15 protein-coding genes and 4 pseudogenes are annotated in these 12,332 nt (G+C 37.2%); all 19 read left to right on the plus strand.

What is annotated here, in order from left to right:
• The first annotated feature begins 437 nt into the window (after window positions 1–437).
• The gene (locus ACFIJS_RS07380; RefSeq protein WP_375650944.1) at window positions 438–584 is read left to right on the plus strand and encodes a hypothetical protein; all 147 of its coding nucleotides are present in this window, start codon (window positions 438–440) and stop codon (window positions 582–584) included.
• Between the two features lie 40 nt (window positions 585–624).
• On the plus strand, window positions 625–1,416 hold the full coding sequence (locus ACFIJS_RS07385; protein ID WP_375650946.1) for a hypothetical protein: 792 nt from the start codon (window positions 625–627) through the stop codon (window positions 1,414–1,416).
• Window positions 1,391–1,444 (plus strand): annotated as a pseudogene (locus ACFIJS_RS07390) (hypothetical protein); the annotation flags it as partial. The gene ACFIJS_RS07385 and the pseudogene ACFIJS_RS07390, both read left to right, overlap by 26 nt.
• A gap of 78 nt (window positions 1,445–1,522) precedes the next feature.
• The gene (locus ACFIJS_RS07395; RefSeq protein ID WP_375650947.1) at window positions 1,523–2,317 is read left to right on the plus strand and encodes a hypothetical protein; all 795 of its coding nucleotides are present in this window, start codon (window positions 1,523–1,525) and stop codon (window positions 2,315–2,317) included.
• The gene (locus ACFIJS_RS07400) at window positions 2,307–3,419 is read left to right on the plus strand and encodes a hypothetical protein (protein ID WP_375650948.1); all 1,113 of its coding nucleotides are present in this window, start codon (window positions 2,307–2,309) and stop codon (window positions 3,417–3,419) included. The genes ACFIJS_RS07395 and ACFIJS_RS07400 overlap by 11 nt, the downstream gene beginning before the upstream one ends.
• Window positions 3,416–3,871: a hypothetical protein gene (locus ACFIJS_RS07405; RefSeq protein ID WP_375650950.1), complete on the plus strand. Its 456-nt coding sequence runs from the start codon at window positions 3,416–3,418 to the stop codon at window positions 3,869–3,871. Before ACFIJS_RS07400 ends, ACFIJS_RS07405 begins: the two co-directional genes overlap by 4 nt.
• 63 nt (window positions 3,872–3,934) lie before the next feature.
• Window positions 3,935–4,933: pseudogene (locus ACFIJS_RS09365) on the plus strand (hypothetical protein); the annotation flags it as partial.
• A gap of 171 nt (window positions 4,934–5,104) precedes the next feature.
• Window positions 5,105–6,211, plus strand: a pseudogene (locus ACFIJS_RS09370) (YadA-like family protein); the annotation flags it as partial.
• Window positions 6,212–6,910: 699 nt separating this feature from the next.
• On the plus strand, window positions 6,911–7,114 hold the full coding sequence (locus tag ACFIJS_RS07420) for a hypothetical protein (RefSeq protein ID WP_375650952.1): 204 nt from the start codon (window positions 6,911–6,913) through the stop codon (window positions 7,112–7,114).
• Window positions 7,115–7,126: 12 nt separating this feature from the next.
• The gene (locus ACFIJS_RS07425) at window positions 7,127–7,531 is read left to right on the plus strand and encodes a hypothetical protein (protein WP_375650953.1); all 405 of its coding nucleotides are present in this window, start codon (window positions 7,127–7,129) and stop codon (window positions 7,529–7,531) included.
• The gene (locus ACFIJS_RS07430; protein ID WP_375650955.1) at window positions 7,506–7,634 is read left to right on the plus strand and encodes a left-handed beta-roll domain-containing protein; all 129 of its coding nucleotides are present in this window, start codon (window positions 7,506–7,508) and stop codon (window positions 7,632–7,634) included. Before ACFIJS_RS07425 ends, ACFIJS_RS07430 begins: the two co-directional genes overlap by 26 nt.
• A gap of 14 nt (window positions 7,635–7,648) precedes the next feature.
• On the plus strand, window positions 7,649–7,822 hold the full coding sequence (locus ACFIJS_RS07435; protein ID WP_375650956.1) for a hypothetical protein: 174 nt from the start codon (window positions 7,649–7,651) through the stop codon (window positions 7,820–7,822).
• A 129-nt stretch (window positions 7,823–7,951) separates the two neighbouring features.
• Window positions 7,952–8,272: a hypothetical protein gene (locus ACFIJS_RS07440; protein ID WP_375650957.1), complete on the plus strand. Its 321-nt coding sequence runs from the start codon at window positions 7,952–7,954 to the stop codon at window positions 8,270–8,272.
• Window positions 8,273–8,295: 23 nt separating this feature from the next.
• Window positions 8,296–8,436 carry a hypothetical protein gene (locus ACFIJS_RS07445; protein WP_375650958.1) on the plus strand — a complete coding sequence of 47 codons (141 nt, stop codon included), beginning with the start codon at window positions 8,296–8,298 and terminating at the stop codon, window positions 8,434–8,436.
• Window positions 8,437–8,906: 470 nt separating this feature from the next.
• Complete coding sequence (locus tag ACFIJS_RS07450; RefSeq protein ID WP_375650960.1) at window positions 8,907–9,269, plus strand: hypothetical protein; 363 nt, start codon at window positions 8,907–8,909, stop codon at window positions 9,267–9,269.
• The gene (locus ACFIJS_RS07455) at window positions 9,247–9,435 is read left to right on the plus strand and encodes a hypothetical protein (protein WP_375650961.1); all 189 of its coding nucleotides are present in this window, start codon (window positions 9,247–9,249) and stop codon (window positions 9,433–9,435) included. The genes ACFIJS_RS07450 and ACFIJS_RS07455 overlap by 23 nt, the downstream gene beginning before the upstream one ends.
• A 111-nt stretch (window positions 9,436–9,546) precedes the next feature.
• On the plus strand, window positions 9,547–9,921 hold the full coding sequence (locus tag ACFIJS_RS07460) for a hypothetical protein (RefSeq protein ID WP_375650962.1): 375 nt from the start codon (window positions 9,547–9,549) through the stop codon (window positions 9,919–9,921).
• Between the two features lie 521 nt (window positions 9,922–10,442).
• Window positions 10,443–10,967 carry a hypothetical protein gene (locus ACFIJS_RS07465; RefSeq protein WP_375650964.1) on the plus strand — a complete coding sequence of 175 codons (525 nt, stop codon included), beginning with the start codon at window positions 10,443–10,445 and terminating at the stop codon, window positions 10,965–10,967.
• Window positions 10,968–11,089: 122 nt separating this feature from the next.
• Window positions 11,090–12,332 (plus strand): annotated as a pseudogene (locus ACFIJS_RS07470) (hypothetical protein); the annotation flags it as partial.

Consider the following 12,332-nt stretch of genomic DNA (forward strand, 5'->3'; position numbering starts at 1 on the left):
AATTATAAGTGCATTATTTTCTGCTTTAATTTTTAAATATAAAAAATCTGTAGCACTCTACAAATAGAAAAAACCTCATACTCTCTAGAAATCTATTAAAAAACTTTCTAGTAAGATAAAAGTATATATTTAAAAGTATTTCAATTTTACTGGAGGAAGTTATAAAAACAATATACTAAACTAACTCCACCCCTTGCAAAAAACAAGCAATAATTTTAAATTTAAAAAAAACCAACCATTACAAAAAATTTATCTTCTTAGGAAATGCAAAAGAGCAAAACACGTTAACCATAAAACATAAAAACACAACTTCTCTATCTTTATCAATCAGGTACTAAATTTTTGAATATGTTTAGAAAAACCAAACTTAGAGAGCTTCATAGCGCTTAAATGTGTTTTTTTGTGTTTATAGTTATTTTTTCATTGGGGAGTTCATTATGAAAAAATTATATACAAAATTAGCAGGGAGCGATTTAAAATTTTCTCGTTTTCCTTTTGTTAAAGTTCTATCCTTGACTTCAATAGCGGCACTTTTACCACTATTTCTCCTGCTCTTTCGAACAATCGTGATTCAAGAGAAGTAATTTGGGTTCTTTCAATGGCTCAAAAAATAATTATATAAGAATGTTGAATATAGTACTGAGATCACAAGTTAATGCTTTAAGCGGCTACAAAAATTTTTTAACCAAAACCCTTACTGGTGTAGCTGATGATAATTCTATTGCGAATATTTTAAAAATCGATGACAATAAGTTATCAAAAAACACATTAAGTCCAGAAGATCAACATAAGAAATTTATCGTCGATCCACAGTTTTTTATGGACAATAGTTTTACAACTCAATCTTCCACTCCAAGTGGACAGGAGGCAGTGACTCTTGATGTATCTGATTTCTCGCGAAAAGATCTCATTGCAAGCATGACACGTAATGAAGATGTACAGCGTGATGTATCAGGAAATAATGTCATTTTTGGTGAAAGCGTTGATGCGAAAACCGTGGATAGTGTTGTTATTGATTATAAAGCGAAGGTGGTATTAGCTGGAGGAGGTCAAAAGCTAGCGGCATCTGTTATCATAGGTTCTAATTCGGAGATCCATAGAGGTGGATCCGTTGCTGTTGGTGCAGATATAGTTGCACTAAAGAATGACGCGGTTGCTGTTGGTCGTTTTGTACGGGTGGAGGAGGAGTCCGGTACAGCTTTAGGCTTTAAAACGCAGGTGAAAGTGGCAGGGGGCGTTGCTCTAGGAAGCGATTCTATATCCGATAGGGTTGCTGGTGTTCCGGGATATACTTCTATATTGCAGGGTCCTGCAAAAAACACCGAGGTGCAATGGAAAAGTACGTGGGGCGCAGTGAGTGTTGGTGATTTTGCTAATGGTATAACGCCAAATTACAGGCGTAGCAGCTGGTTCTGATGTTGCCGATGCAGTTAATGTTAGACAGTTAAGAGACTTAGAAGAAGTTGTAAGAAAAAACGGTTGGAAACTCTCTGTTGGAGATAAAAATGCTACAACTGTTCTTATGGATAGCGGAGTAGATTTTTCGGCTGGGAGTAGTAATCTTAATATAACAAAAGGCAAAGAAGACAATAAGCTAAAATTCGATCTTGCTAAAGATGTCACGTTGAGTAGTGCAAAAATGGGGAATAGTACCTTAGACGCAACAGGCTTAGTAATTACTAATGGTCCGAAAATAACCACTGGTGGTATTGATGCTGGAAATAAAAGGGTAACTGGTATTGCATCTGGTGATCTTAGTGCAGATTCACAAGACGCGATAAATGGTAGTCAGTTAAATGTTGTCGCGACCCAGATAGCTGGATATTTAGGCGGTGGTGGTAAATTTACGAATGGCCAATGGGATGATCCAAAGTTCAAAATTAAAACGTTCAGTCCTAAGACAAATGAGATTGAAGAAGAAAGTTTTCCGAATGTAGCAAAAGCCTTTGAGGGTATGGATAAGTCTTATGTAAATCTTTACAATGAGATTAAAAAAGCTACCGATGATAGTGTCTTTAAATGGAATGCTGAATCGGAGAGTATTAAAATTGCTGCCAGTGAGGTAGAAAGTGGGCAAGGAAGTATTGCTATAGGTATTGGATCAAAGACAAAAGGGGATGCAGGAATTGCGTTAGGGAAGCTTTCAAATGCAGCTGCCGACAATAGTATTGCATTAGGTAGTTTTTCAGTGGCAAATGCCGAAAATAGTATTGCGTTAGGTGGACTTTCAAATGCATCTGCTGAAAATAGTATTGCATTGGGCTCAAATGCACAAGTACAAGCTGGTATTACTGGTGGTGTTGCTTGTGGGTTATAAATCTTTTTCTCGTAACTCAGCGTCCATTGTTGGCTATGATCCTTCCATAGATACCAAGTCAACAGATGATGGTGTGATATGGAAGAGCACTCAAGGAGCTTTTAGTGTTGGTGATACTCCGAATAAGATAACACGACAGCTTACAGGTGTGGCAGCGGGTTATGCAGACACTGATGCCGTCAACATTGCGCAGCTGAAAAAATTAAGAGAATTTGTAGCACAAGGATGGACACTTTCTCTTAATAATAAGGCTGTTTCAGGCTTTCAGCCGGGTGATATATTAAATTTGGTCTCTGGAAGCAAAAACTTTGAGATTAAAAATAGTGATACAAGAGAAAGTAAAGACAAAAAAATAACATTTGATTTGGCACAAGATGTCACATTAAACAGCGTAAAATTAAAAGACGTCACTTTAGATAAAACGGGGTTAACCATTGAGAATGGCCCCAAAGTAATAGCGGATGGTATTGATGCTGCGGGTAAAAAAATAACAGGTCTTGCGGGTGGAGATCTTAACGCAAATTCGACAGATGTCGTTAATGGTGATCAGATTCATACAATCACTGAGGATTTAGTACAAATTTTAGGTGGTGAAGTATCTTTTGATGGCAAAAACTTTAAAGTACCAGAGTATAAATTATCCAATATTGATAAAGATGGGATTGTAAAAGGGGAACAACCATATAAAGGCGTTGAAAAAGCTTTTAAAGGACTTGATGATAATATCAAGAATGTGAATGCTCGTATAAAGGAATTTGAAAAGGACGTCTCTTCGAATGGTTTAAATTGGGATGGTAGTGTAGGTGATGGTGGTGCCTACAATGCCGCTCATGGTGAGAAGGATGCGAGCAAGATTGTTAATGTCGCTGATGGTAAGGTAGAGAAAGATTCGCACGAAGCTATAACAGGTTCCCAGCTCTATTCACTGGGCGATAAAGTTGCGGAATATTTTGGCGGCGATGCTACGTATAAGAATGGCGTATTGAACAAACCAACCTTCAAACTCAAAATTTTCAACTTAGAGAGCAATGAAGTTGAAGAACAAACCTACCAGAATGTAGCGGGAGCTTTGACGGAATTGATAAGAATTTCCAGAGTGTGAATAAGAATGTGCAGAACATCGTTAATGACTTTAAAGAACAAGTCACGAATATCACAGAATCTGTCCAAGGCGATGCTCTGTTGTGGGATGGTAAAACACAATCCTTTGTAGCCAAGCATGGGGAAAAAGATGGAGAAAAGGAAAACAGCAAGATCACATCGCTTGCCGCTGGTTCTATAATATCAGCTTCGAGTGATGCGATTAATGGCGATCAGCTTCATACAATCACTGAGGATTTATCAAAAATTTTAGGTAGAGATGTATCCTTTGATGGAAAAAACTTTAAAGTCCCAGAGTATAAATTATCTAATATTGATGAAGATGGTGAAGTAACAGATAAACCGCATACCGATATTGGTTCTGCCTTTAAAGGACTTGATGACAATATCAAGAATGTGAGCGCTCGCATTAAGGAAGTCTCAGAAGGAGTTGCACAAGATTCTTTATCTTAGAGCGATGGTGACAAAGCTTTTGTAGCTCTGCATGAGGAAGGTGATGACAGAAAAGCAAGCAAGATCACATCGCTTGCTGTAGGAGATATTACGAAAGAATCGACGGATGCAGTAAATGGTTCCCAGCTTTATTCACTGGGTGATAAAGTTGCAAAATATTTTTCTGATGACGCTGAATATAAGGATGGGGAATTGAATGTTCCTGATTTTAAGCTCAAAACTATCAATGATGATGGCACTGAAGCTGAATCAAGCTATAAGAATGTATCAGATGCATTTTCAGGTGTGGGGAAACTTTTCACAAGGGTTCAAAATGCGATCAGCGATGTAATCAGTAATCTTCTTGTTACAAAAAATGAAGATGTTATCAACATTGGTAAAGGAGTAGAAGGTAGTGAAATCAATATCGCAAACAAGAGCGGTAAGGATCGAACCTTTTCTGGTGTGAAGGCGGCAGAAAAAGACAATGAAGCTGTGAACAAAGAACAATTTGATAAAGGTTTGAAGGATCTTTCTGATACCCTTCTGTCTGATAGTTCTTCTGTTGTTCTTTACGATAAAACAACAGATGATCAAATTGATTATACAAATGTAACTTTTGGTAAAGGGAAGGATGCTACACCTGTTGCGTTGCATAATGTAGCCGCAGGATCGATTGCGGAAAACTCAACGGATGTAGCAAAATTCTTGGGTGGAGATGCTGAATTTAAGGATGGTGCTTTTAAAGGGCCAACTTATAATTTATCTAGTATTGATAAAGATGGTGAAGTAACAGATAAACCGCATACCGATATTGGTTCTGCCTTTAAAGGACTTGATGATAATATCAAGAATGTTAACGATCGTATTAAGGAAGTCTCAGAAGGAGTTGCACAAGATTCTTTATCTTGGAGCAAGGCTGAGGGTGCTTTTGTCGCCCTACATGGGGAAGGTGATGACAGAAAAGCAAGCAAGATCACATCACTTGCGGCTGGCTCTATAGTATCAGGCTCGGGTGATGCGGTTAATGGTGGACAGATTTATGATCTGAATCAGTCGCTAGCAAAGTATTTTGGTGGTGATGCTAAGTATGATGGTGATGGCTGGGTTCTCCCAGGCTTCAAGATAATGACTTTCCAAGAAGATGGAAGCTTTAAAGAGGAGGATTATGATAGCATTGCAGCCGCGTTTGCCGGTGTCAATAAGGTCTTCAAGAATCTTCATAATGAGATTTCAGAAAACATTGAGCAAAATGCGTTGTTGTGGAGTGATGATGCCGGTGCGTTTGTAGCACAGCATGAGAAAGAAGGTAAAAAAGGCAACAGCAAGATCATGTTCCTTGCAGAAGGAAAGATATCAGAAGATTCGACGGATGCGATTAATGGTAGTCAGATTTATACTCTTCAAAGGACATTTGCCACATATTTTGGTGGAGGAGCCGGTTATGATAAGGAAGGAAACTGGCAAGGACCCAAATTCTACGTTCAGGTCTTTAATAAGGATGGTACGAAAGGTGATAAAGAGGAGCATAACAGTGTCTCTGAAGCATTTGATGTTGTTAATGACAGCATGAGCACTATCAACGATCGTATAAAAGAAGTTGAAAAGGATGCTTCTTCGAATGGTCTGAATTGGAATGAAGAAAAAGGAAGCTATGATGCCTCTCACGCTGATGATCAGGGTGTTAAGAGTTCCAGTAAGATTATCAATGTAGAGGATGGCAAGGTAGATAAAGATTCTAAAGAAGCTGTGAATGGAGGTCAGCTTTGGGAAACCCAGCAGATGATTACAGATCAGGTCAAGGATATTGAAAATAAAGTTACGGAGGGATCTGTACAATATGATAAAGATAAATCAGGTAAAAAGACCAATAAAGTGACGTTAGTTGGTGTAGATGACAGTTCTCCAGTATTAATAGACAATGTAGACGATGGAAAGATTGAAAAAGATTCGAAAGAAGCGGTTAATGGAGGTCAATTAAAAGATAAGATGGATTTTGTGCTTGAAAATGCCAAAAAGTATACGGATGAGAAAGTTTCTCACCTTGTAAAAGATGGAGTTAATGAGGCTAATTCGTATACGGATATGAAGTTTTCGACATTAAGTTATGCTGTTGAGGATGTCCGAAAAGAGGCAAGACAAGCAGCAGCTGTTGGTTTAGCGGTATCTGGTTTGCGCTATAGTGATATTCCTGGAAAATTAACAATCGCATTTGGTAGTGGTTTATGGCGTAGTCAATCTGCTTTTGCTTTTGGTGCAGGTTATACTTCAGAGAACGGTGATATTGGTTCCAACTTGTCAATTACCACTTCTGGAGGTCACTGGGGTATAAGTGCAGGGGTTAATTTGATACTCAACTAATAAACGACTAAACCCATAAAATTGATTTGCCTTTTTCTTATTTAAGAAAAGGGCAAATTTTTTACCTTCTTCTAGAGCCCTCTAAAGCTATTCTAAATGTACAAAACTCTCGTAATTATATAAAATCCGAATATAAAAAGCTTATTACAACTTTTGTTGAGAATAAAAGACCTTAGTGGTAAAGATTCAAAAAATTGATTGCTATTTTTTTTGATAATTAGATAATGAAATTATTGCTCTATCTTATTATTTTGATTTATTAAAGTGTCTAAAGCAATGTAAATAATAATATACCTTTTATTAAAAAGAGACAGTTTTAGCTTTTATTTTCGTGTAGTGTTAAACGTATGCTTTATGTTGATATCGTTATAGTTTTTCATTGAAAGTCTTGTTGTTTAAATGACAAATTATCTTAAGAATAGAATAGTTCAAAATATTATGTTTTTTTAATCAGTTTCCTTTTTTGTAGCTTCATAGTAAAATTTTAATTTCTCCAAAGTGTTTTAATCTAATTACGATTATAAAAAGCAAATAGTGCAAATTCTTACAATTAAAAATGTATCTTTTTTATGTTTTAGGCATGTTTTTTTGTTGAGGGTTTGTTATGAAAAAAATTATTGATCATATTCAAGGGAAATAGCTTAAGTTTTCAGCGTTTATTTTATCGGGTTGTTTGTAACAACGTTTTCATTGGGAGTTATGATAGTTGTTTTTTTATCGAATGCTATTCCTGTTTTGGCGAAAAAAATTGATATAATAGAGCAGTTGCTTCAGGCTGTGACAAAAGCAACAAAGAGCTATTCTCAAGGAAAAATGCTCCTTTCTGCGTATGCTAACTCTAACAACATTGGTGCTCTCTCAAAAGCAAGTTATTTAATAGCACTTAATACATCACAGCAATGACACCAATAGTGGATGGATTCTACAGATGATAGTGGCTATATGAATTTTCTCGTCAATACGCTTTCTATTAAGAGTAAGAGTGGTTTGAGTGAGAGATCTCTTACCGATCCGCAATTGGTGATGAACAATAACTCTACAATTACAATAAGTTCTGAAAACAACAAAGATGGAACGATTATCAATGGATTTGACACCTTGCGACATGATTTAATTACCAGAATGCAACGATCTACAGGTATGCAACGTATTCCAAACGCAAGTATTGCTTTAGGGAGTGGAACGCAAGCGGAAAAAGAATGGAGCGTTGTTGTAGGCAATATGGCTTACGCTTTGGGTAAAAGTAGTGTTGCAATAGGTGGCGAATATAATAAGAAGAGCGAACACGGAGATAATGATTATACAACTTGCGAAGAGTGATTCTTCAACAGCTGTAGGAGCCATTTCTAAAGCCCTAGGATATGGTTCGATTGCTCTTGGTTACCGCGTGCATATGCATTTGCTCAAGAAGTTATTTCTATAGGTTCCTATTCTAATGTGACGGTTGATGGGGGTGTTTCTATCGGGAACAACTCTGTGTTCGGTAGGGCTGCTGGTGTTTTTGGGTATACGTCTCTTCTGCAAGGACCGGCTAAAAACACCGAATCTCAATGGAAAAGTACGAAAGGTGCAGTGAGTATTCGTGTTCCTAGTAAGAACATAACGCGATAAATTATAGGCGTGGCAGCTGGTAGCAAACCTGCCGATGCAGTGAACCTTAGATAGTTGTAGGATTTAGAAGAAGTCGTAAGAAAAAAAGTTGGAAACTGTCTATTGCTGGTGAGGCAGTTAAAGATGTGGGTGCTAGATAGTACAATAAATTTTTCATCTGGAGGAAGTAACTTTGGGGTTAAAAGAGATAAGGACGATGAAAATAAACTCATATTTGTTTTAGCTAATGATATAGCATTGAAAAGCATAATATTAGGAGAGAAAAAAGTAGATGCAAGATGTAAGATTGAACAATTGCGTCTTAACATACGTGAGTGGAGATGTTCTCCAGGCTTAGTAATTACTGATGTCCCGCAAATAACCACCGGTAGTATTAATGTGGTAAGTAAAAAAGTAACAAATGTTGCAGCAGGAACTAGCAATACTGATGCAGTAATTTTTCACAGCTGAAGGAAATAAAAGAACAAGTAACAGTGAGTATTTTTGTAACACAGGATACAGCAACGAAACACATTACCATTGGTAAGGATATAGATAGTGATAAAATCGATATTGCGAATAAAAGTGATAAATTACGGATAATTTCTGGTGTTAAGAAAGCAGAGAGAGAATGATGCTGTTAATAAAAACAGCTTGAAGGAAGTTTAGAGAAACTTTCTAATGATCTTCAATCTGATGATTCTGCTGTTGTTCATTATGATAAAGCAAATGATGAAAATAGCACTATTAATTATGGAGGTGTGACTTTTGGAAAAACTACAGCTCCCATTGCACTTCATAATGTAGCGAATGGTGAAATTACGGAAAATCCCACGGATGTTGTCAATGGTGACAGCTTTATTCACTAAATCAAACACTTGCGAAATATTTTGGTGGTGGTGCTAGATATGAGAATGAAGAATGGACAGCACCAAATTTCAAGATGAAAGTTTTCAAAGATGATGGAAACTTTGAAGAGAACAGCTATGATAATATTGCAGCAGCTTTTGCTGGCATAAATAGTGTTTTCGCGAAGCTTCATAATAAAGTTTCTGGCAACATCAAGTAAAATGCTTTGTTATGGAGTAATGAAGCAGGGGCATTTGTGGCTCGGCATGAAAAAGACGAAAAAAATAACAGCAAGATAACGCATCTAGATGGAGATATTTCAGAAGGCTCGACAGAAGCCATAACAGGGAACCAGATTTATTCATTGAAAAGTCAATTTGCAGCATATTTCGGTAGTGGAGCAAGCTATGGTAAGAAAGGCAAATGGATAGCGCCTGAGTTTAAAATTCAAGCATTCAATAAAGATGATATGAAGGGCAAAAAAAGCTATAACGATGTTGCTAATGCATTTGAAGGTGTTAATGAAAGCATGTCAAATATCAACGATCGTATAAAGGACGTTGAAGAGAATGTATCATCGAATAGTTTAAATTGGGATGAAAAAAGAAGAAGCGTATAATGCAGGTCGTGGCATTGATAAGAATAAGAAAGCAAGTAAGATTATCAATGTAGAGGGTGGAAAGGTAGAAGCAGGCTCGAAAGAAGCAGTGAATGGTGGACAACTATGGGAAATCAACCAGAAGATCACAAAGGTTGAAGAACAAGTAGATACGATAAGTGAGTAAGTAAAAAATATTAAAAATAGGGTCACAAGTGATACAGTAAGTTACGATAGAGATAAAGATGGCAAAAAGATCAATAAAGTAACCTTAGTCAGTGAAGATGAGAGTGATCCAGTGATCATAGATAATGTAGCTGCTGGTAGGGTTAAAAAAGGCTCGAGAGAAGCAGTAAAAGGTGATCAGTTACATGATTATATGAAAAAGCAGACAGATATGATTCTCGATAAAGCGAAAGAATACATGAATGAGAAAGTGTCTAATATTGTAAAGGATGGTGTTAAAGAGGTTCATTCGTATACAGAAATAAAGTTTGCAGCGTTAAGTCATATTGTTGAGGATATCCGAAAAGAAGCACGACAAGCCGCAGCCATAGGTTTGGCAGTGTCTGATTTAAGCTATGAAAATAGCCCTGGAAAAATAAGTTTTTCTTTTGGTAGGGAGGTGGCAGAGTCAATTAGCTTTTGCTTTGGCGTTGGTTATAATGTCTGAAAGTGGAAGAATTCGCTCTAATTTCTTCGAAAAGAGTTTTGGTAGTCATAGGGGTGTAGGTCTTTGGCTTAATTTAATACTGAACTGTTAAGCAAAAAACTTTTCTTAAATATGCTCTTGCCCCTGCTTCATCAAAGCAGGAGCATTTTAGTAAAAAACTTTCCCTCTGATGAAATAAAAAATCTTACTCACGAAAAATAAACTGATGCCTAAATTGATGATCAATAGGCAAAAAAATTATACCTCTTTCAAAGAGGTCAAAGCTAGAAACCACGTACAACTTTTGAAAAACGAAATTCATTCTAATATTAGGTATTTTTTACCTTCCTCAAATTGATTTTCACGAACCTGCCCCTAGTTACTCTCTAAAGCCGTTGTAGAAACAACAGCTTATGTCTTAATTTTATTTATGTCCTAAAACACGCTGTAAAAGCAGGAATACGCAAGGGAAATAAGAAAGCTTTAGAGCTCTAGAGCATACCTTTTTTGTGTTTTTAATCTGTTATTATGGAGGGGGTATTATGAAAAAACTATATACTACACACAATCTGCGTGATTTGAGTTTTTCTCGTTCATATTATTGGTCATCATTGTTTAAAGTAGCTTCATTAGGCACTCCGGTTGCCTTGTTTTTATCGAATGCTGCTCCTGTTTTTTCAGCAAATATTGGTTTAACAAAAGCGTCTCTTGAAAGTGTGAAGAAAGCTGCCGTGGTTTATCCAAAAAGTAGTATTTCTGCGTGTGATGATTATAACAGTGGTATAGATGGTTATAATTCTGTCACAAATGTTTTAACAGCGTACAGAGGGTCTGCATGGGAAGATACGCAACACATCTTCATAGCAGGGGGTACTGTTATTTTAGATCCAGAGAAATATACGGCAAAGGGGAAAGGTGCTGCTATAGATTCTATGGCGCACGCTTTAGGATTAGGCAATATCGCGATAGATTCCGGATATGATAACCAAGATGGCATTAAGGAGTACACTTTTGCAAATAATTATTCTCCAAAAGTGAGGGCTGATGATAAAGAGCTATTGCTGTAGGAGCTAAGGCTGAAACACGGGCGTATGGAAAGGTTATTCTTGGGGAAGGTTCTGCAACTGGCGCGGGGTTTGGCGCTCACGGTTACGATTCTTTCGTTAAAGGCGGATCAACTAGTGATGGTGTGGTATGGGTAAGTAATGCGGGTATAGCGACTATTGGTAATGATAAAGAGACGATAACGCGCCAGCTTGAAGGCCTGGCAGCTGGTACTTACGATACTGATGCTATGAATGTTGCACAGTTAAAATCATTACAAAAATATGTAGACCAAGGTTGGCAGCTGTCTGTTGGAGGGGAAAATGCTAAAGCCGTTGGTATAAAAGATATTGTAGATTTGTCAGCTGTAAGTGACAACCTTAAGATTACAAAAGGTACGGAAGATAATAATGTAAAATTTGATCTAGCTAATAATATTACAGTGGAGCGAGTTACCGCTGGAAGAAGCTCTATGATTAATGATGGCATTATGTTTGCTGATGGAGCTAGAATAACTGTGGATGGTATTGATGCTGGCAATAAACAGATTACAGGAGTGGCAGCTGGGGAAGAACCTGATGATGCAGTGAATTTTGCGCAGCTACAAGAGATAAAAAATCAAATAGCAGCAAATAGTCTTGTTAAGCAAGATGGTGGAGAAGCAGGTCGTATCACCATTGGTATAGCAACAGGTGGTTCTGAGATCAATGTTGCAAACCAATCGGGTGAAGATAGGACAATTTCCGGTGTAAAAGCAGCGGTTAATAATGATGAAGCTGTTAATAAAAAACAACTTGATGGTGAAATTGCAGATATCACGGACAGTATTAAGGTCATTAAAGAAGCAAATAGCTTTGCAGTTCTCTATGATAAAAATGCAGATGGAATCATTAATTATAATAGTGTGACTTTGGGTGGAGATAAGACTACGGCACCAGTTGCTCTCCATAATGTACAAGCTGGTACAATTGCAGAAGGATCGTATGATGCAATCAATGATAGCCAGATTAATAAAATATCTGGAGATGTAGCAGGGATTTTTGGTGGTGATGCGGAATTTCGCGACGGTATCTTGTTCGGTCCGCACTATCATTTATCGCACATTTCTGAAGATGGTGTAGCAGTAACTAAGGATCATAATAATGTTGGTTCTGCTATGACAGGGCTTGATGAAAATATCAACAATGTGAATAGCCGCTTAACAAATATAGCTAATGAGTTTACTCAGAAAATTGATGGTGTCTCTAAAGATTCTCTGTTGTGGAGTAATGATGAGCAAGCATTTGTAGCACAGCATGGAGAGGGAAAAACCAAGAGCAAACTGAAGTCTCTTTTAGATGGAGATATTTCTGAAGGTTCTACGGAAGCGATCACTGGTAATCAGCTTT

It is taken from the genome of Bartonella sp. OT172YNZD (assembly GCF_042193725.1).
GTDB classification, from domain to species: Bacteria; Pseudomonadota; Alphaproteobacteria; order Rhizobiales; family Rhizobiaceae; genus Bartonella; species Bartonella grahamii_A.